The organism is Hymenobacter sp. DG25B (genome assembly GCF_000801315.1).
GTDB lineage: Bacteria > Bacteroidota > Bacteroidia > Cytophagales > Hymenobacteraceae > Hymenobacter.
Map to the genome: position 1 here is coordinate 82,693 of NZ_CP010055.1, position 20,949 is coordinate 103,641.

16 protein-coding genes are annotated in these 20,949 nt (G+C 62.3%); all 16 read left to right on the top strand.

Going from position 1 to position 20,949, the window contains the following annotated elements; all coding sequences use genetic code 11:
- Positions 1-57: 57 nt before the first annotated feature.
- The 16 genes from PK28_RS16950 (at position 58) to PK28_RS17030 (ending at position 20,891) form a co-directional block, all read left to right on the top strand.
- Positions 58-2,652 (top strand): DISARM anti-phage system protein DrmE domain-containing protein, encoded by a 2,595-nt coding sequence (locus tag PK28_RS16950; RefSeq protein ID WP_156126500.1) that lies wholly within the window; start codon positions 58-60, stop codon positions 2,650-2,652.
- A 42-nt stretch (positions 2,653-2,694) separates the two neighbouring features.
- Complete coding sequence (locus PK28_RS16955) at positions 2,695-6,582, top strand: DEAD/DEAH box helicase (RefSeq protein ID WP_044517685.1); 3,888 nt, start codon at positions 2,695-2,697, stop codon at positions 6,580-6,582.
- Positions 6,583-6,602: 20 nt separating this feature from the next.
- Positions 6,603-8,660 carry an MrfA Zn-binding domain-containing protein gene (locus PK28_RS19295; protein ID WP_048826503.1) on the top strand — a complete coding sequence of 686 codons (2,058 nt, stop codon included), beginning with the start codon at positions 6,603-6,605 and terminating at the stop codon, positions 8,658-8,660.
- A 54-nt stretch (positions 8,661-8,714) separates the two neighbouring features.
- Positions 8,715-9,257 (top strand): hypothetical protein, encoded by a 543-nt coding sequence (locus tag PK28_RS16965; protein WP_156126502.1) that lies wholly within the window; start codon positions 8,715-8,717, stop codon positions 9,255-9,257.
- A 426-nt stretch (positions 9,258-9,683) separates the two neighbouring features.
- The gene (locus PK28_RS16975; RefSeq protein WP_044517694.1) at positions 9,684-10,658 is read left to right on the top strand and encodes a helix-turn-helix transcriptional regulator; all 975 of its coding nucleotides are present in this window, start codon (positions 9,684-9,686) and stop codon (positions 10,656-10,658) included.
- A gap of 71 nt (positions 10,659-10,729) precedes the next feature.
- Entirely contained in the window at positions 10,730-11,074 is a 345-nt protein-coding gene (locus PK28_RS16980; RefSeq protein ID WP_044517696.1) for a hypothetical protein, read from the top strand.
- Between the two features lie 221 nt (positions 11,075-11,295).
- Complete coding sequence (locus PK28_RS16985; protein WP_044517698.1) at positions 11,296-12,078, top strand: hypothetical protein; 783 nt, start codon at positions 11,296-11,298, stop codon at positions 12,076-12,078.
- 204 nt (positions 12,079-12,282) lie between these two features.
- On the top strand, positions 12,283-13,221 hold the full coding sequence (locus PK28_RS16990) for a hypothetical protein (RefSeq protein WP_044517699.1): 939 nt from the start codon (positions 12,283-12,285) through the stop codon (positions 13,219-13,221).
- Between the two features lie 17 nt (positions 13,222-13,238).
- Positions 13,239-14,192 (top strand): hypothetical protein, encoded by a 954-nt coding sequence (locus tag PK28_RS16995; protein ID WP_044517701.1) that lies wholly within the window; start codon positions 13,239-13,241, stop codon positions 14,190-14,192.
- Between the two features lie 203 nt (positions 14,193-14,395).
- Positions 14,396-15,193, top strand: coding sequence for a hypothetical protein (locus tag PK28_RS17000; protein WP_156126504.1), 798 nt, complete (start codon positions 14,396-14,398; stop codon positions 15,191-15,193).
- Positions 15,115-15,435 carry a hypothetical protein gene (locus PK28_RS17005; protein WP_156126506.1) on the top strand — a complete coding sequence of 107 codons (321 nt, stop codon included), beginning with the start codon at positions 15,115-15,117 and terminating at the stop codon, positions 15,433-15,435. Before PK28_RS17000 ends, PK28_RS17005 begins: the two co-directional genes overlap by 79 nt.
- An 82-nt stretch (positions 15,436-15,517) precedes the next feature.
- Positions 15,518-16,384 carry a hypothetical protein gene (locus PK28_RS17010; RefSeq protein WP_044517707.1) on the top strand — a complete coding sequence of 289 codons (867 nt, stop codon included), beginning with the start codon at positions 15,518-15,520 and terminating at the stop codon, positions 16,382-16,384.
- Between the two features lie 525 nt (positions 16,385-16,909).
- On the top strand, positions 16,910-17,203 hold the full coding sequence (locus tag PK28_RS17015) for a hypothetical protein (RefSeq protein ID WP_044517708.1): 294 nt from the start codon (positions 16,910-16,912) through the stop codon (positions 17,201-17,203).
- 58 nt (positions 17,204-17,261) lie between these two features.
- Positions 17,262-18,443, top strand: a complete 1,182-nt coding sequence (locus tag PK28_RS17020; protein ID WP_156126508.1) for a hypothetical protein — start codon at positions 17,262-17,264, stop codon at positions 18,441-18,443.
- A gap of 48 nt (positions 18,444-18,491) precedes the next feature.
- A complete protein-coding gene (locus tag PK28_RS17025; RefSeq protein ID WP_044517713.1) occupies positions 18,492-19,016 on the top strand; it encodes an HAD domain-containing protein in 525 nt (174 codons plus the stop codon).
- A 75-nt stretch (positions 19,017-19,091) separates the two neighbouring features.
- On the top strand, positions 19,092-20,891 hold the full coding sequence (locus PK28_RS17030; protein WP_197070521.1) for an ATP-dependent helicase: 1,800 nt from the start codon (positions 19,092-19,094) through the stop codon (positions 20,889-20,891).
- Positions 20,892-20,949: the final 58 nt, after the last annotated feature.

Sequence of the window (20,949 nt, forward strand, 5' to 3'; positions counted from 1 at the left end):
ATTTTTCCGGTTAAATCCAAAGACGAGGTTTACTAATCTGATTTAATTTATACCCGATTGAAGCAAGATGACCAATACGCTGCGTGCCTGCGTGCGCAGCTCGTGGAGCCTCTGCGCCAGCGCTGGGCCCTCGACGCCGTGCCCTTGACGGAATTTGAATGGCTGAACGCCGCGCTGCTCGTGCGCCACCGGCAGCAGTGCGCCTCGGACCGGCCCAAGCCTCTGTTTGTGGCACTGCCCGCGCACGGCGAAGACCTGAGCGCCGGGCTGCGAATGGCTGCCACGGCCGCCTGGCTTGTGGGCCACGAGCCGCCGGTGGGGGCAGCAACCCCTTACCTAAAGCCGGGCGACCACGTGCTGCACGATGAAACCATCTGGAAAGTGGAGGCAGCGCCTGACCAAGCTGGCAAGGCAGCCCTGCGGCGGGTAAGCGACAACCGGGCCCGAACGGTAGTAGCCGCCGACTGCCGGAAGCTGGCGGCGCCCTTCGAGTTTGCCGGCTTATTGGACGACAACCGGGCCGGGTTTCGGTACGTGCAGTACCAGGCGTGGCTGGAGAAGCTGCTGGCGGGCACCCGGCAGGCTCAACGCCTGTTTCGGATGGCCGACAAGGACAGTCTGCCCCGCCCGCACGACGGCCTTACTATTCTGGTGGCCCCGCCCGATGCTTTCCGGCATTTTGAAGAAGTGGTGCTGCAAAAAGTGCCCGGCCTGCCCCTGTGCTGGACGCGGCGCACCAACGGCATCAGCAGCAAGCAGGTTTGGGGGCTGCCCTTCGCCGCGTCCATCAACGTGGTTGCTTCGCTGACTGAAGCGCTGGAGCTGCGGAAGCAAGCCCGGTTTGCCAACATTAAAAAGTGGCACCTGAGCGTAGTGGGCAAAGCCGCCGTAGGCAACTCGCTGAAAGTGGCCCAGCTGGTGCAAGCCTACGAGAGCCGGCACTGGGCCAGCCTCACCTTCTGGGGCCCTGACCTGGGCGTGGGTGAAACTCCCGGCTGCGTGGTGTGGCCGTGGTCGCGCACCGAAACCCAGGGCCCGCGCCACCGCCCCGACCCGGTGCAGCTGACTGCCGTGCCCCTGCCCGCCCCGCCCGCGCCCGACCTGGCCGCACTGGTGGCCGCGGTGCAACGGGTGCTCGACGCGCTGGGGCAGGTGACGGAAGCCGCTCCTCTACCGGTGCGCCTGCCCTTAGTGTGGCACCTGCTGCACCGCTGCCTGCGCAACCCGCTGCCCCCGGCCGGCACCAACAGCCACGCGCGCGCCTACCTGGCCGAGCTGAGCCGAAAGGTTGCGGAGTGCCTGGACAGCGAGGAGCTGGAAGATGCCTTCGACGATGCCAACCGCTGGCGCGACCTGAAACCCGCCCGCGCCGCCCTGCAAGCTGCCTTTGCCGACCTGCTTGCCTATTTCCAGCAGCACAGCCCCAAATACGATACACTCCGGGAGCTGGCCACCGAGGCCCTGGACGAGGGCCGGTCCGTGGTGCTGGTAGCTGACCGCGAAACGCTGACGGCCACACAAGCCGTGTGGCGCGGCGTGCGCGGGGTAGAAGTACTTCCGCTGCTGAACGGGCCTGATAACGTACGTCAGCGCCTGCGCAAGAGCTTGTTCGCGGCCAACACGGTGCTGCTGGTGCCCTTCCTTTTCAACCGCGACCAGCTGGCCGAGCTGCAAACCGCGCCCTGCCCCGTGCAACTGGTGCTGCTGGCCGGCGTGGAAGACGGACTGTATGCCCGCACGCTGGCCAGCCTGCGCCAGCAGGAGCAGGCGCAGCTTCGTGCCGGGGGCCGGGCCACCGTGCTGGGCCTGAGCTACGAGCAACTGGTGCCGGATACCGGGGCAATTGGTAAAGGAGGCACCTCACCGGGCGGCTCAAATGAGAAGGATTCCACCGCACCCGGCCAGCTCGATTATTTTGATGAGCTGTATGCCGTGGGCGAAGCCCGCTACACCAGCGAGCGGCAGCGCGGCCGGGCCAGCGGCCAGCTCTTTGCCCTCGCCTTCGCCGATGGCTACCGTACCGAGCTGGATGGCCATACGCGGGTGCTGCGGCGCGAGCCTGGCGAAACGGCGGCCGGCACCACCGACCTGGTTCCCTGCCAGGTGGATGAGCTGCAGGATGGCGACCGGGTCATCTTCTATGAAAACGACCAGCCGAAGCTCATCGCCCAGATTTTGCGCCAGCACGACCGCAACGGCCTAGTTCGGCGCATCGATCAAGCCTCGGCGGTGTGGCAGGAAGCTTTGCAGCAATTGGCCGCGCATTACCCCAGCACCTCGGCGCTCTACGCCGCGCTGCAGGTGCGCGGTGGGCTGGATGTAGGGCCTCAAACGCTGCGCAGCTACCTGGATGGCAAGCGGCGCTTCCCCGGTGACCCCACTACGCTGCCCGCGCTGCAAAAGCTGGCCCGGCATGTGGACCTCATGGATTGCCACCTGCTACAGCCCGGCGAGGCGGAAGAGGTGCGCCACTGCCGCAGCAAGTTTCATCAGCTGAGCATTGCGCTGGGCAAGGGTCTCAGCGATGAGGTGCTGCGCTATCGGCTGACCGGGGCCAAAGGCAGCCTGCTGAGCAAGCTGGAGCCCGATACCCTGGAGCTGGTGCTGCTGAGCGCCGTGGAACGCACCGTGTACCGCATCAGCCCAAGATAACCCTCTCCGAAATCGTCATTCCTCTTTTTTCCAAGCAGAGCCATGCCAACTGCCGCTGCACCGCGCGACTTCTTTACCCACCGTCTCGAAAGCTCGCTGCTGGGGCCGGGCAGCGACACCTATACAGGTGACCCGGCAACCGAAGTGCTGGATGATTTTCCCTTGCAGCGCTACTACACCGGCATTCTGTTTCCCGACCGGGCCGCTGAGCAGGACCCCGGCACGGACGAGGAAGAATACGCCAAAGCCGAGCTGGCCGATGAGCCGGAAGACGCCGAAGACAGCGAGCCCAACGGGGCCGAAATATACCCCGAGGCCGGCGTAGCCACCGATGATGCGCCGGCCCCGGTGCCCGCCGACGCCTCCGAAGCCCGGGATGAGTATGCAGCCGCCAACCATTACTTCCCGAGCAACCTGGGCCTGACCTGCTGCGTGCCTGCAACGTCCGGGCAGCTGCGCGTAACGGTGCGGGGTGCCAGCTACCGGCCCTGGCAGGCAAGCCGCGACCAACTGGCGGTGCAGCTGGCTCCGAACGAGTGGGAGCGACTGCGAGCGGCGCTATCCGAAACGCTGCGGCAGAAGCTGGCTTACGACGAGACAAGCATAACGCTGACGCTGGTGGCCGCCCTCAAGGGCAACAGCCGCCGCAAACGAAGCGATGATTTTGCCGAAGTCGACCGCCTGGGGGCCAAAACCAGCGAGTTGCGCAACAGCCCCGGCGTAGCGGCCCTCGACAAGCTGCTGCGCCCCGCTAACCGCCTCTGGCAGCGTCTGCCCTTTGAATGGACGTTTCTGGCTGACCTCAACCAACCGGAAGTAAAATATACCGCCGGGGCCGAAGGCCCGGAAGGGTTGGTCTGCTGGGTAAAAACCTACACCGTCGCTGCCGAGCCCCAGCGCGGAGAGCCAGCCCGGCGCTACGTCAAGCTACTAGTGCACAATGCCGTGGAGCGACACCCGGCGCGCGAGTTCAGCAATGCCAACGAGAAGCTGAACAAAAAAAGCCGGTTTCAGGTGAGCGTGGCGGCCAACCTTCCCGATGGCGCCGCGCTCCTGCCCTACAAGCCCGATTTCAACCGCTTCACGGCCGGCGACCAGGAAGCGGCCATTCTAAATTATCAGTACCGCGACTGCCCCTCCTACGGCATCGGCCACGGCGCGGCGGCGGCCTGGGAAGGCAACCCGGCCAACCCACCCACGATGCTGCGCTCTACGTTCCTGCCGACGGTGGACGTGCCCGGCGTGAGCACGGTGCTGCGGCCCGCCGCCACCGCCGCGCAGGACCAGGCGATGAAAGAAGTGCTGGACCTGCGCAACCTTTCGCACTGGGGCGAGGCTGCCTACCCCGCCAATCGCCTGCAGGAACTCCTGACGTTGTTCCTGGATGAGTATGCGGCCTGGACGCGCCGCCAGGCCTCCGAGGCCCGGCAGGAACCCGTGAACGAGGACTGCTACGCTCCGCTGCTGGCAAATCAGGCCGAAGCCCTGGAACGGATGCGCCACGCGGTGGCGCTCCTGGGCCGTGACCAACGCGTACTCGAGGCCTTCCGCCGGGCTAACACGGCCATGCTGTTGCAGATGATAATATCGGATGACCTGGCCTACGCCGGTGAGCCCAAACCCTACGACGATTTCCCGGAGCACTACGCCGCCACGAATTATACCGAGCTGGAAGGGTTTCGCAACCATCCGGGGCGGCGGGCACGAGGGGGCGGCCATATTCCGTTCAGCTACCGGCCTTTTCAGCTGGCTTTTCTGCTCATGAGCCTCAACTCGGTGACGGTGAATGAGGCGCGGGACGCGGAAGCACAAGGCACGGCCGGGCAGCTACCGGACCGGGAACTGGTGGACCTCATCTGGTTTCCGACCGGAGGCGGCAAAACCGAAGCCTACCTGGCCGTAACCGCGCTGGCCATTATCTGGCGTCGCTGGCACGGGGGCGAGCGCGGGCAAAAGGGGGTGGCCGTAATGATGCGCTACACCCTGCGCCTGCTCACCACGCAACAGTCGGAGCGGGCCAGCCGGCTGATGTGCGCGCTGGAGTTTCTGCGCACGATGTGGCGCGACGCGGCCGGCCGAAAGGTGCTCGGGCGCGAGCCACTTACCCTGGGGCTGTGGGTAGGCCAGGCTACTACGCCCAATACCCGCGCTGAAGCCGGGCAAGCCTACGAGGAGTTGCTGGAAGAAATCCGGCAAACGAATTACCAGTTAAACCGGCCCAAAACGAAGGCTAAAGCAAAAGAATATACCCGCAAGCCCAGCTTTCAAAAGAATGTGTTTCAGCTGGCCTCCTGCCCGTGGTGTGGCTGCGAGACTATTAGCGTTCAGCGCGGGCAATACCACACCGGCTTTGATGCCACCGGCCAGCTCACCTGCCTGAACGAGCGCTGCCACTTCGGCCAGCGCGATGCAGCGGGGCAGGCTATTCACCCAGTGCCGGTAAGCGTAGTAGACGAAGAGCTGTATAAGCACCCGCCCACGCTGCTCTTTGCCACGGTTGATAAGTTTGCCATGCTGCCCCACAAGGAGAAAGCCGGCCTGTTCTTCCGGCAGGCAGGCACGGCTCCTCCCGGGCTCATCATTCAAGACGAACTGCACCTGTTGAGCGGCCCCTTGGGCTCGCTGACTGGGCTGTTTGAGCGCGTGGTGAAGGAGCTGTGCACCGACCCGCTGGGCCAGCGCCCTCCCAAGATAATTGCCTCGACGGCCACCACCCGCAATACGGCCGCCCAGGTGCGGGCCCTGTACGACCGGCCGGTATCCATTTTTCCGCCGGCGGGCATTCGCTACGACGACTCGTTTTTTGCCTACAACACCAGCGAGAGCCAGCGCCGCCACGTGGGCGTGATGGCCACCGGCAAAACCAACCTGGACATGCAGCTGCAGCTGGTTTCGCTACTGCTGCTGGCCCGCACCGAGGCCTGGCGCGCCCTACGGCCCACCTACGCCACCGAGGCTGACGCCCTAACCCGCCTGGACCGCTACTGGACTCTGGTGCTGTACTACAACAGCCTGCGCGACGTGGGCAAGATGTATAACAAAGTCAGCTCGGAAGTTTTTGGCCTGCTCCAGGCCGGGCATCAGCACTTGAACCTGGACGGCCCCGGCCGGCAGTGGCCCTACTATGGTCTGATGAGCCGGACCCGGGAACTGACCAGCCGAGTGGAAAGCAACAAAATCAAGGACGCACTCCACGAGTTGGGAGAGCCGTTGAAGCTGAACGCGGCTGACAGTGAGCAGCGGCGGGTGGTAAGCGGAGTGGATTTGGTGCTGGCCAGCAATATGTTGTCGGTGGGTATTGACATCGGCCGCCTTAACCTGATGGTGCTCTGCGGGCAGCCGCGCAACAGCGCTGAATACATTCAGGCCAGCTCCCGCGTGGCGCGTACCGACCAGGGGCTGGTATTCAGCCTGCTGGATGCCAACCGGGCGCGTGAGAAATCCATCTTCGAGCAATACACCGGCTTCAACCAGACCTACTACAAGCACGTGGAGCCGCTGAGCCTGACTCCGTTCACGCCCCAAACGCTGGACCGGATGCTCAACAGCCTGCTGGTAACCTGGGTGCGGCACTACAAGGGCCAGCCGGCCGCGGCTTTCGAGCTGGAAATGGCCACCGCGCTGGGCGAACTGCTGGGCGAGCAACTAACGGAAGACCCAGCCCTGGCCGCCAACCTGCAAGCCCGCTTAGCTGTGCTGGCCAATGACTGGCTGGCCAAAAAGCAGGCCGGCCTGAGCGTGGACAAACCCCTGCACTACAAGAATAAGAAACATAATACTCCGCTTCTGAGCAAAGAGCCCGGCGAGCCGCACCACCCCAACCACTGGAACCTGCCGACCTCCATGCGGGAGGTGGATACGGAAACGACGCTGGGCTTCCGGCCCGAAGCGGAACCCGTCGCCGCCGCGCCCGCCATGCCAACGATATAGTGCCTTTTTTTTGCTAACCGATGCCTGCTACTGATTCTTTACAAACCCGCAAGCTTTGCAGCGCCTACGGCGGCGTGGGCTCGCTCATCGAGTCGCGCCTGGGTGCGCTGCGCATCCTGTCGGCCAACGAATGGCCTTACCTGCGCGGAAAGAGCCCCCGTGCCTACCGCGAGGAAAACCGCCTGAACGATATTCGCCTGCTGGCCCGCCTGCGCTGCCTGTTCCCGGAGCTGCGCCGCCTGGCCCGCATGCCCTCTAACCCGCCCCTGGCTTTTGCGGGTGCCCCCAGCCGGCCCCGGGTGGCCGTGGACTTTTTTCCGAAGTGGATGTACTGCCCCAGCTGTGCCCGCTTCGACCACCACGCCAATTGGCGCCGACAGTGGTACCTGACGGCCACCCGCAAGACGGCGTTTGAAGTAAGCCGCTTCGAGGAAGCGCCGCGTTGCGACTACTGCTTCCACAACGACAAGCTGAGCGGGCCAGCCCGCTGGCAAACGCTGGAGCAGGTACGCTTCGTGATGACCTCGCCGGCCGGCAGCATCGCCGATGTGCCGTGGCCGCACTGGGCGTTGCGGCATCGGCAGGAAAAAGAAACAGCGGCTCCCGAAGCGCCGCACGATGACGCCACTACCCCGGAGGAAGCCGGTGAAGCAAGTACCACCACGCTGGCCATGCAGCGGGATTTGCCCAAGGGCACGGAGCTGTACTACCGCACATCGGGCCGCCTGAACGACCTCAAGGGCATCACCATTGAGGCGCGGCGGCGGCTGGCCGATGGCGGCACCGAGCGCCTGGGCAGTGCCACGCTGTCGGGCTTGTTTGGCCTGCGGGTGCCGGAAACCGATATGGAGGAGTACGGCGTAGAGCGCCCACGCCGCGGCGTGCCGATGAAACCGGTGCTGCGCGCCAGCAATAGCGTGTACTATCCGCACATCGTGCAGAGCCTCTACCTGCCCGGCGAGCAGCCGGAAGTGGTAGGCACCGACGCGCAAGGCCCTTCAACCCCGACCGGCCTTACGCAGGCCATGGCCCAAACCCTTCGGGAAAACCACGAGGACGAAATGCCGGTGCACCGCAACCTGAAACGATTATTTGATAAGCATGGTGTTGAGCTAAGCACGGAACAATTTGAGGAGCTACTGGCAGCCGGTTTTGTCATTCCGGCGCCGGCTCCGGCCATGCCGCCCGTGCCCGAACCCAGTCTGCCCGGCGAGGAAGATTATCGACGGGCTGAATACCAATACATCACTACACAGGCAACGCCAGCGGATGCCAAGGAGCTGCTGTTGCGCCCGCTCGATTTAACAGATGCGGTGCCTGGCCTCGGGCCGGCCTGGCAGCTTGACCGGCTGAAAATGACGGCGGTGCAAACATCTTACACGCGGCAGCAGCCGCTGGACCGGGATGCTGTGCTGGCGCAGGACGAGAAAGGCAACCCGCTCAGCATCCGCCGGCGCTTTACCTTTAAGTACGGCCTCAAAACCCATACCCTGCTCGGCGTAGAAAGCTACGGGGAGGGGCTGTTCTTTACCCTTAATGCCGAACGGCTGCGGCAATGGGAAAACAAGCCTTCCGTTTTGAAAAGGCTCGACCAGTTACTGGCCAACCAGGGGGCGATGTCGGCGGGCTCGCCGGGGGCGGCACGCAAGGCGACGGCCCGTTTCGTGCTGCTGCACACCCTCAGCCACCTGCTGGTACGCGAGCTGGAATTCCAGTGCGGCTACCCGGCTACCTCGTTGCAGGAGCGCCTGTACGTGGGGCCGCAGATGCAGGGCTTGCTGATTTACACCATTGCCGGATCGGAGGGCTCGTATGGTGGCCTTGTGTCGCTGGGCCGGACGGGCCGGCTGCCGGGCCTGTTCCAATCGGCCTTGCAGCGGGCTACCGACTGCGCGGCGGACCCCATCTGCTGGCATACCGATGCGCAGGGACAGGGAGTGGGCGGGCTGAACCTGGCAGCCTGCGCGGCCTGCGCGCTGCTACCTGAAACCTCTTGCGAGGAGTTCAACTCGCTGCTCGACCGCCGACTGGTAGTGGACCCGGAGTTTGGCTTTTTCGCAAATAACCAATCCAGCTAGTCTGGTACCCAAACTACCATTTTTCTCTTAAGCCGTTCTTTCAACCAGTACATCATGCCCGTCCCCTCTGATACTATTCAGCTGCTGCCAATTTATGTAAACCCACTTGGTGAGCCTTGCGACGTGCATACCCACGAGCGACTGCGGCTGGCACCGGGGGCAATGATGCACCTGCTGGTGCACCACCCCGACCAGCTTTTACCGCCCCCTGGAGTCTTCACACCTAAGCAGTTTGAGGTAGTGGCCGCTGACGGCGTTCTCACTTTTACCTTAAATCAAACGCCTTGGGGCAAAGCGGACGTAACGCTTCACTTCCCGGATGGCTTGTGGATGCACCAGCAGTACGCGGAGGAACTGCCCTACTGCCAGGAAGCTGTTAACTGCTTGATTACGGATGTACGGGCGCAGAATCAGCCGTATCAGTCCGTACCGGGCTTTTCACCGATACAGGCTATTTCCGTCAATAATGCCTACACAGAGGCTTCCAAGCGCTATGAGCCCAAGCGCAAGTCCAATACGGCGGATATCTACCATTGCATGCGCACCAAAGATGGCTGGCGCTTGCGCGAGGCCTGGGAACAGCTTGGCAAGCAGTAACGGGCAGCGGCTGGCTGGCCCAACTGGGATAGGGCGAGTCGGGGTGGGGTTTCAGGAGCTCGAACAGCGACTTGCGCAGCTGGTTCGGCTTGACGTCGGGGTGCTCTTTGGCATCGGGTTCGGCTATCTGGAGGGCGATGGCGCCGGACTTGAAATGCAACCGGAACACCTGCGGGTCGGGCTTATCGCCGGCGCTTTTCCGGGCCGATGCCGGGTCCGGGCTGGCGTATTCGCAGCCGCGGCGGCTGGGCCAGTTGGCCGGGCGGGCCCACTCCCACAGGTTGTTGACGACGTAGGGCACGTTCTGCGGTGGGCGGCGGTCCAGCGGGTCGTGCTTTTTAGGGGTGGAGGGCGCGGCGCGGTACAGGGGTGGCATGTGAGGAAAGGGAATTGACAAATCGAACAGCAAAACACACCGGGTTTACGATGAAGCACAAGAATACGCGCATTTCACAAGACCATGAGGATGCCGGTGGCGCCGAAATTCCGCAGCAGAAGCTGCTGGGGCTGCTCAAGCTTATCCGGCTGCTGAAAGAGCCAGGCGGGCACACCATGCCGGAGCTGCTGGAGCTGCTGGGCAAAAAGCTCCGCACCATGCAGCGCTACCTGAGCCTGCTGGAAAATGTGGGGTATCCTGTCGATAAAACGGCAGGCACGCCCACCCGCTATTTCCTGTTCGAGCCGGCCCCCGAAGGCCGGGGCATCCGTCACGAGCCCCTGACCACGGCAGAAGCCGACCTGCTGGCCCTGCGCCTGGCCGACCTGGGCACGCCCACGCCCGTGCTCACCAGCCTGCGCCAGAAGCTGCAGCTGCCCACCCTGCTACTGCCCCAACCCCACGAACTGCACAGCCTGCGCCTGAGCCGCATTCTGGACACCCTAACGCTGGCCATTGCCCTGCGCCGCCGAGTGCGGCTGCTGGCCTACGAGTCGACGAACACCGGCACCGTGCGCAACCGCGACGTAGAGCCGCTGGCCCTGGCCAACAACTACACGCAGCTGGCCACCAACGACTTGGAAAGCGGGGAGTTTCGTATCTACAACCTCAGCCGCATGGGCGGGGCCGAACTGCTAGACGCGCCCTGCACAATGCCCGACTCCAGCCGCCGCCCCGATATATTCGGCATGGCCGACACCGACGAGTGGAAGGCCGTGGAGCTGCTGCTCACGGAGCGTGCGTACAAACTGCTGCTGCGCGAGTCGGCAGAGACGGCTGCGGACTGCCGCCCCGCGCCCCCCGCCCCAGGGGAAGCCGGCCGGACTTACCACTACCGGGGCCGGGTGCATGGCTACGACGGTGTGGGGCGCTTCGTGCTGGGCCTGCCCACGGAAGTGCAGGTACTGGCCCCGGACGAGCTGCGTGAATTTGTGCGCGACAAAGTCGCCCGCTCCATATGGTGAAGGTTCCAGGCGACAGTTATTGTCGTGAACCAAGGGATAAGTTTGTGCCTCACTTTTAAGTTGTTTTATTCATGCAAACGCAAAATCTACCCGCCACTACTGCTTCCCTCAACCTGTACATCACTTGGTGCGTGGGGCAGGACTTTGCTGGCGAAGCACTTATCTACGCTTCCTCATCGGAAGAGGCATTTGCCCTGCTTGACCGCCAAGTTGCGTTTGCGCAACCCAAGCATAAGCTGTTTCCCGGGCCCTTGCGGTACCGGCTGTTGCATTACCGGCCCGACTGCGTGAGCAGCCGCAATACCAACGGCGACAGCTACGGTGAGCATATCTACCTCATCGGGCAAGCAACCGACGAAGGGCGGCCTCGCATTATAATGCTGGATGACGGCGAAGATGTGCGCTTTAATGACTGAAAACCGGCAGCTGGCCGGACGCGACACTTATTGTCGCATGGGGCCGTGCACTTTCGTTGAGCTTTTCCGATTGGGGAAAGAGGTTGGGGCCGCCGGCGAGTGGCCCGGCTCGCTCTTTGACCGTTGGGCCGGTGCTTGAGGCTAATAAGTACCGTCGATTTATCGGGCCCGGATTTCGCTGGCCGGCGCCGCGCAGGCCTTTCATTTATCTCATTCGCATCATGCACGAAAGTCACCTCTCGGACGACGATTACCCCTACTGGACGGAGCACATGATGGCTCCTACCTTGGACCAGCTGGCCAACCGGACGGGGCTGCTGGACGAGCTGGCCCAAGCGCTGCCCCTGTCGGAAGCAGCGGAAATACTGGGCCCCACCTACCAGTCCTTTCTGTGGCGGATGTGCGTGCAGTATGCGCATCCGCGCATGTATTGCGACTACACCAAAAGCCCCACCCGGGCGCTGCCCTACGCGGAGGCCATGATAGCCACTAACCCAACCGGTGACGAAGGTCGGGAAATTCGGGCCTACTGCCGGGCCCGGCTTGAACCAATTGACTACGCGGCCCTGCTGGCCGATTACGACTGGCTGGCTCGCCGCCCCTTACGCGGACAAGATCACTGGACCTACGAAGTGCGGAACTTCGATAATACGCCCGAAGACAACGAATACCTGGTAGACCGCTACACGCAGGAAGACTTGTACCGCCGCACCCACTATTGCCTGGCCAGCGCCTGGACCTGCTACCACCTCGGCGACCTGAGCGGGGCGGTAGAGGCCTTTGCCCGGGCCTTTGCCGAGCCCGCACGGGAGGAATTCGGATTTGACCCCGATTGGCCCGTGGATTTGCTGCCGCCGGTGCCCGACGATGACTACCTGCTGTGGCAGGTACGCCAACAGATACAGGGGCGGGAGTATGATTCCATTCCGGTGGCGGTGAAAAACTGGCTGGGCTTAGCCCTGCGCACGATGTCGCTGGTGCACTATGCCCGATTTATTACCTGATGCCAGCGCTTTTGGCTCGCATCTTCCCTTCTTCATCTTGTCGCCTGAACGGGCAGACCACATGCATCGACGCCTTCCCAAAGTACCGCTCGCCAAGTGGTACAGCTTTCCCGCAGATTCGCTGACGCGGGCTTTTTAAACAGCCTTTGTACCATCTGGGGCACGCCTGGCGGCATCAATTTTATATCATTTTCACGCCACTTCATGGCCAATCAACCAACTCCCGGCGCTGTAGCCAACACCCTGGTACGCTACTTATTGACTAAAGCCGGCCTGATAGCCGGCGGCCTTGATGACAGGCAGTGGCAGCAGACGATGGCTACCTTTAACGACTGTTGCGCCTACACGGGTGAATCGCTGAAAAGCATTGCTCCTGAAAAAGAACACGCCGTGCCGATGAACCGCACCTTGGGCGGCCTGCACGTATTCGGCAACGTAGTGCCGGCTACCCCCGAGGCCAACCGGCAAAAGGGTGGCTTGCCCTACGACGTGTTTTTACGTTCGAAGGGCGCTAAGTTTTCCAGCCTTGCCCACCTTACGGATGAGCAACGGGAAAAGGCCATTGAGCGCATTGCTGATTTCATCCAAAATTCCCGAACCGACGGCCTGCTAGCGGCGCATCCTGAGCTACTGGCATTCTATAATGCGCAATATCAGAAGGCGAAGAACCTGTGCGCTACCGCGGCCCAGGAACTGGAGGAACTGCTACAAAAGCTGAACATAGCCGACGCGCCGAGCCCCGACGAAACCGATAGCGTTACGCTGGATTTGCCCAGCAACGAACAGTTTGAGCGGGAAGAGCAAGAGTGGGATGACTTGCCCGAAAAATATCGGCAGGTTCAGGAGCGAGGCCGTGAACTGAATGTCGGGACTTACGCTCGGACTGTATTTGAGGAGCTGTTTGCCGATGGCCGCATCGGGGCGTTCCTGCCCAACCTCACGTACCGCGAAGACAGCTTCCATGCCTTCAAGCTTTCATTTCCGGCGCTCGTCACCCAACGCGGGAGTGATGCCACCCGATACTACGCCACCCCTTACCGACACAACGGCACCGAATATTACCTGTGCAGCCAGTGGTATGAGCGCAACCGCGAAGGGCTTGACAGCTGGCTGACGGAAACGGTATTCGGGCAATCTGTTTAATGGTCTGACCCTCACCAATGCCCACTCCTTTCAACCCCGACGGCCGCTACGACGGCTCCTACGAGGGCATGTTCGAAACCCTGGTCATTCAGGGCGATACCGTGACGGTACACCTGAGCAGCCATGAGTTTCTGACGGCCGACGACCTGGCAGGACAGGCGGCTGACACGGCAGCGCACTACTACCTAGCCACCATGGAAGTAGAGAATGCCCTTTCCAACAACGATTTGCCGGCCCTGGTAGATACTTCGCGTCCCGGAACGGTACTCGACGGCCAGACGGTGCAGGTGTACCTGCTGGCCAGTGACCATACTCCGGTCGTTGCGCCGGTGACAGCACCCGCCACCCTCGCGCCAGATGCCATCCGGCTGCCCGACACTGAAACCGAGCGCCTGGTCACCGCGGCCGGGCTGGGCGAGCTGTTCCCCGGCCGGCTACCGTCGGAAGCGGCGTATGAGCTGGTTAAGGCCACTGCGCAAATTTTAAGTGCGGTGGGCTGCAAATCGGGCGCGGAGCTGATGGCGCGGGGCATTGACCTGCGGGAACAACTTGGGCTGGACCTGGTAGATGATGAGATGCGGGATGCTCTCCTGTACATCATTTTCGGACGTGGACCGGCCAATGAGGCCGACCGGCAGCAGCTGGTGGACCGGCTGGTGGCCGAGTCGGGCGGGCCTTTGGGTGTGGATGCGGACGTGGTGCCGGGCGGCACCGGTCCGTTTGGCCGGGTGCCCGGCAACCCCGTGCCGGTGGCCGGTATCGTATCGGCGCGGCTGTATCACGAGCGCCTGCGCACGGCAGACAGCTTACCGGTGGAATGGCGGCGCACGGGCTCACGGTCCGGCCCCGATGGGCCGGTGGATTGCTATGAGTTGTCGGACTGCTTCGGGGAGTCATTGGGCGAGGTGTTCATCTCGCCTTACCACCAGCGCATTTCGGGGCGGGCACCGGAAGGACTTTTTCTGGAGTAGCAGTAGGTGTGGCCCACCCCACTCAGTAACACACCTCATATTGTGCTACCTGCCTAGCAGAACATGTGGTATCGATTTTAGTAAATTTAATGATATACACCTGTCCATCAATACATTAATAGATTGGCACGAAATAGGCAAAACACTTCACATCGACGTCCTGATGCCTACTTTTTTCAGCGTTTTACTCCCTGACCTCCCTGATGCTTGCTCCCTTTAAAGTCAATCAATTATTTGGGCTACATAAAGACGACGAGACCGTACTCGCCCCCGAATACGAGGCTGTATGGCCGTTGCCGAATGGTTTTTGGGGATTCCGGCGGGGTGATTTATTTGGTGTGCTAGCGGCGGATGGCCGCGAAGCCAGTACCTGCCAGCTACCGGCGGTGTACGCCGGCTTCGCGGAGCTGACGGTAGACGAGGAGCTGGAGGCCTTTCTGGAGCCGGAAGCTACGTTTGTGCCCTTTATGCGGCAGCGGTTTCCAGCCCTGCAGATGCATTACGACCTTTTGTGCCAGCCAGCCAGCTGGCTCGCCGAGGCCATCACCCCGCACCTCACCGACGAGGAGGGCGAAGTGTGGCTATATGCGGCCGACCGCATCTTAGTGCTGAAACCAGCCGGTTCCTGGGAAATGATGAAACGCCCCCCAAAGGCCCGGGAAGAGAACCTATACTATGCGCCCCAACACCCGGCGGGTACTTTCCGGCAAGTGGTGCCCGCTGAGTTTGTGGCTGCCGACGTAGAGGACCTGCTACGCTGGCGGCTGCGCCTTACCGAGCTCACGGAGGACTCTGAGAAGGTAGATGGGGCCAGTGCTTTTACCTGGACCCTGGCCGATGGACAGGCGCGCACCAGCCACCTGAATGCGCTGGAGGAAGTTTTGACCAGCAGCGGCATTCGCTCGCTAAAGCCGGTGGAGGGGTGGATATTCCCTTCTACAAACCCTTCGACATTGCCCAGCTGGCCCCGGCTGTGCGCCAGGCCTGCGAGCAGCAACTGAACACGGTTTACGAGGTGGATGCCGACAGCCGCGTTTACGTGGACCAACTCATTTACCTCGCCTGGCTCTGGGCCAATGATTTCGTGTTTTACGACGAGCGAGACGGCATGCATTGGGTAGATGGCCGCTACGAGTTCGACAACGGCTGGTTTGATAACAATATCATTGACAACATCTACTCGGAATACGAGCTGGACAAGCTGGTGCCGCTGTTACGGGAGCCGGCGGCCAGCACCGAATAGGTATTGTTGGGGTAAAAAGGGCTGTTCCTAGGCCATATTTTGCCCATTTTCGTTTTCGCCTCCTCTTGATTTTGCATGTTATATGAATCAATCCGACACGCCGCGCCCGCTAACTGACGATGAGTTGAACCGTCTGCTGGCCCCGGTGCCGCTTGCGCAGCAGCAGCGGGATGCACTGGTGCGTATTACGCTACGCCCGGGGCTGCCGGCCGACTATGCCGGCCCGGTGGAGCTGGCCGACCTGCGGCTGATGCTCAGCCCCTGGCACTGGCTGGCACAGGAGCTGGCCACTACCCCGCAGACGGAAGCCCTGAACAAGCAGCTGAAAGTGATGCGAGCAGAGGGCAGCATACTGACCACGGTGGCTCAAGTCGCCGAATGGGTCGAGGCCCAGTTAAGTGCGGAGGATTTGAGTTGCTGGTCGATTCCCACACCGGAAGAATGGGGGCGCTGGGGTACCCTAAGCGACCTGGAAGAAGTCGGCACCGGGCATTTCATCTCACCGGAGCTGAAGCTGCAAACCGTGTTTTTTGGTGAAGAAGTAGACCTGGTGGTTCTTCAAGCCGGTTGGCAAACTACCGAGAGCAAACAGCAGGGCGTGCCCAGCATTTATGCCCGTCATCCTAATGTCGGCCGCGAAGGCAGCGGCAACCCGTCCTGGCTGACTTCGGCCGCACACCTGTGGCTACACGATGCTGCTTCAGGACAGGTTGCCGAACTGGTTCCGTGCTGGGAAACGGAAGACCATGCAACGTGGACCGGAAAAGAGGCTCGTTATGAGAACGGCACATTCTTAAAAAGCGACCCTGGCATCTCTCCCGAGTGGCTGACCGGCGGGCTCACATACGAAGCCGGCCGGCTCTTCCGTGCCGATGCCAGCACACTGCTCACGGTACGACTGGCCCGCTCTGAATCTGCTAATGCCTCCGGCCGCCTACCCAATGAGTAATTTTACCAACCCCACGGCCGTGCCCACTTGGTACCAAAGCTATTTGTGGCTGCCCCGCCGCGAAGCATCAGAAAAATTGGAAGCCTTCCTGAATAGCTGGGCCGAACAGGGTTACCTGGTCGTTGGCGTGACAGAAGACGCGGCCCCGCACGGTGATGTGCAATTTTTGCAAACGCGACGGGCGACTAAGCCTTGGCCGGACGCTGCGCTCTACTGGCAACAGCAGGCCTCGCTGCACCAGCAGCTTTGCGGTATGGGCTTACAACACATGCCCCTGGGGCTGGGCCCGGGGCCGGGTGAGCCCTTTGCGTTGGCCTGGCTGCTGCCGGCCCCCGCAAAAGGGAAGCTGTTCGCTGCGGCAGGGTTTGAGCAAGCGGTGGAGTTGACCCGGGAGCAGCGAAATAATTGGCTGGACTGGATGGTCCGGCAACTCTGCACGAATCCTGGCCAGGCCTCACGGGTACTGCTTCAGCCCCCCGGTGCGCAACAGCCCGCCTGCTGGGGCTACGGTTCCTACCGGGGGATGTGCCCATTGACGGCTCGCATACCGAGCGGCTGCGCACCCTGCTGGCCGCCTTGCCCCGCTATGCCTGCGATATCACCACCCCCGCGCTGGCTCCGACGCTGGCAGAAGCAGCCGCCTGGCCGTTCTTGCTAAACCAGCGGCCAAGTGGGCACCTGGAAGGGATGCGCCGGGAACAGGGCCACCGTGAGCTATTTCTAAACAGTCGTCCTGAAGGGGAAGCATACTGGCTCAATACTAACCCGGATGGTTTAAACAAGCTGGTATTCACCCCGGAACCAAAAATAGTGGGCTGACCGGCCGCCGGTATTTTTTACTAAAGCCCATCATCAGCGCAATCCTTTTCCTGTAATCATGCCGCAAGCCGTACAACATTTACCCCCGCTCCCGTTCCGTCAGGATGCCAGCGGCGTGATTGGGAGTGCGAATAATACCTTGCGGGTTTTTGGTATTGAGGACTGCGAGCCGGACTGGACCGATGGCCGGTACCGGGTATACATTGCCTGGGGAGAAGCCGACTGCATACGCTACGGCCGGGGCAAACGCTATGATTTCTGCATTTCACGGCGGCATCACAACTACTTTCACGAGTACCGGGCCCGTTATAATGCGAGCTACTACTTTGTGTATGACGATGACTATAATCCGATGCACAAAGCCCATGTAGTGGTTGTGGGCGCCGGAGCCGACGGCAGCTTTGGCTTCACTAATGCCACCAATGCCTCCGACTATGACACTCGCCAGCTGGGCAACGGCCTCGACCGTTTCCTAGCCAGTAAGCCGGGACTGGAAAAGGCACGTCACCTGTTCCTGAGCCGGCCGCTTTCGCAAATGGATACGGAGGATGTGCGGGCAGCCCGGGCAGTAATAGCCGGCAACGCTTCATTTGCCAGCCTCACCCCCACACAGCAGCTGATGTTCGTACGGCTGGGTACTCCCCTCTCCGACCAGGAGTATGAACAGGCGCCCACGGAAATACGTGAGGCCTATATCTCGCGAGCGCACCTACTCACCGAACAGCAGGCAGCGCACAGTACGGAAGCGCAGCGGCGGCGGGCAGCGCAGTTGTTCCGGCTGTTTAACGAAGGCGAGCGGCTGCACACGGCCGCCTGGCTGAACGACTATCCACTGCCCGACCCCGCTATTGTGGCCGCGCATCATGTACCCCGGTGGCCTTCGGCAGAACCTGCCCCGGCCCGCTTCGGACTGGCCTCGGTCCGGTTACCGCTGGCTCCGGAAGGAGAAATCAGCCTTGACTCCTTCACCGCCGGCCCTCATGCTATGCTTCGGCTGGCCCGACTGCAACAGGCTGTACTGGCAGGGATGCCTCCCCGACTTTTCCCGGTGCAGGAGCTAGAAATCAATCCCCAGGGCGCAGCCAATGGCCCCGTAATCATTGCCCGGAAGGCAGCCTGCTATGTGGTGCTATCCGGCAACGACCACCTTCGCTTGGCCCAAATGTCTGGCGAAGTTGACCTGGTGGTACGGCTGGCAACGAGGAGCCAGTTGGCTCACGCGTACGTTGCGGCCTCATAACTGACGGCATCGACTGGCACTGATACTATCAATAACACATTTCGCGCAGTGTCGAAAGTTATATTCCTTGATATTGATGGCGTGCTTCTGCCCACCACCTACGCCCGGTTTCTGGAGCAGGCGGAGCACTTAAGCCGGGGCACAGCCGTGGGGCAAGATGACTTCATGGAGCATTTTGCGCCATACTGCGTAGCCAATGTGCAGAAGCTGGCGCGCGTTACCGGAGCCCGTATCGTGTTCACTAGCGTGCGCAAAGCCGACCGGCCCGACGGGCCCACGTGGCTGCAGGCCATGTGGGCCTCCCGGTATAGCAGCCCCCCCGTGCTGGGAGCCACGCCTACCCTGGACAACCAACAGTACCGGCGCGGCGATGAAATCAGGCACTGGCTGTCCGCACATCACTGCGAGCAATATGTCATACTGGACGACATGGGACCGGCGCACTTCCATACCGAGCAGCTGTCTTTCTTGATTCAGTGCGATGAAAAATGGGGGTTTACCACGGTAGAGCTAGCGCGGGCCCTGATTACGCTACGCTGCCTTGACCGGCCGACTACTGCAACCTCTTACTAGATTTAGCCTGGGAGCTACTGTCCGCGCCTCTTTTCTGCTAATTATCCTAAAGAGCATATGCTCAACCCCATCCCTATGCTCGACGGAACCTCGCCTCAGCCCTCTTTTACCACCGAATTTGCCCGTCTCAACGCCCGCCAGCGGGAGGCCGTGACGCATCCCGACGGACCCGTGCTGGTGGTAGCCGGCCCCGGTACTGGTAAAACACAGCTGCTGGCCGCCCGGGTAGCCTGGCTGTTACAGCAGCCCGATGCCCGGCCCCAGGAAATTCTGTGCCTGACCTACACCGAGGCGGCGGCTCGTAATATGCGGGAACGACTCCTGCGCTTCATTGGGCCGGCGGCGCACCGGGTGGCCATCCACACGTTTCATAGCTTCGGGCAACTCATCATTGGCGAAAATGCCGACCGCTTGGGCTATCACGAGCTGACGGTAGCCTCGGAACTGGAAATCGAACTACTCTTCCGGGAGCTGCTCGATGGCCTACCACAGGGGCACCTGTTACGCCGCGACACGGGCAGCGACCCGTATTACGAGATAAAACGGCTCAAGCCGTTGCTGGAAGCCATGAACCGGGAGGGCTGGAGCGAAGCCCTGCTGGCCCAAAAGCTGGAAGAGTACCGCCTGAGTCTGCCGCTCGATGACGAGTATATCTACAAGGTAGCGGTGAAATCGAAGGGGGCCAATGCCAGTGATGTCAACCAAGCCAAGCTGGCCAAGGAAGAGGAGCGCATCGAGCTTACCAGGGCCGCAATTGAGCTGTTTGAGCCCTACCGCCGGGCGCTGCTGGCACGGCAACGCTACACTTACGACGATATGCTGGGCTGGGCCACCAAGCTGCTGAAAGACGATGAAGGCCTGCTCCAAAGCTACCAGGAACGGTTCCAGCACTTCCTGGTGGACGAGTACCAGGATACCAACGGGGCCCAGAGCCAGCTGCTGCACCTGCTGGCCGGGTATTGGGACTGCCCGAGCGTACTGGCGGTGGGCGACGATGACCAGAGCATCTACCGCTTCCAGGGAGCAAGCGTGGCCAACGTGCTCGACTTCACCCGGCGCTACCCCAGCGCCCGAATAGTCGTGCTGGAGGAGAACTACCGCTCGTCGGAGGCCGTGCTGACGGCGGCTGGGGCGCTGATAGCGCACAACGAGGAGCGCCTGACCCGGCAGCTGCCGGATATCGTTAAGCAGCTCGTTGCCCGGCACCCGCGCTTTGCGGCATCGGCGGTCGCCGCCCCGGTGCTGCGCAGCTACGAGAGCCCGCTGCACGAAGCCGCCCACGTAGCAGCCGAAATCGTCGCGCTCCACCAATCGGGCTGGCCCGCCGGCGGCGGCGCGGTGCTGGTGCATAACCACGACCAGCACGAGCTGCTGGCCCGCTTGCTGACGGCCGCCGGCGTGCCTTACCACCGCAGCCGCAAGGTGAATGTGCTGACCACTGAGCCGCTGGCCGCCAGCTTGCACCGGGTGCTGACCTACGTGGGCGCGGCGCTGCAGCCCGACCCGGGAGTGGCCGAGGCAGCCCTTTTCAACGTGCTGCACCTTGAGGCGCTGGCCGTGCCCCCGGTGGAGCTGGTGCGCCTGGCCGCTGGCTACCGCGCCCGGCACGGCCACGCCCACCGGGACGGCGTTGCCACGGCCCTGCCCTGGCGTGACTGGGCCGCGCAGGCAACTACCGACGATGCCTTGGCGCAGGCGCTGGGCTTGTCGGCCGAGGGCCGCGCCGCGTTACGGCAGGCCCTGGCCCGGCTCGACGGCTGGGTGCAAGCGGCTGCCAGCCAGCCCCTGCCGGCCCTGCTCGAATTGGTCTGCCTAGAAACGCTACTGCCCGCGCACCTGGTGGCCCACCCCCACCCGCGCACCTACTGGCCGTAGCTGCTGCGCTGCTACAGTTTGGACGCGACGAATGCCGACGGAGCGCGCACCTGCAGGT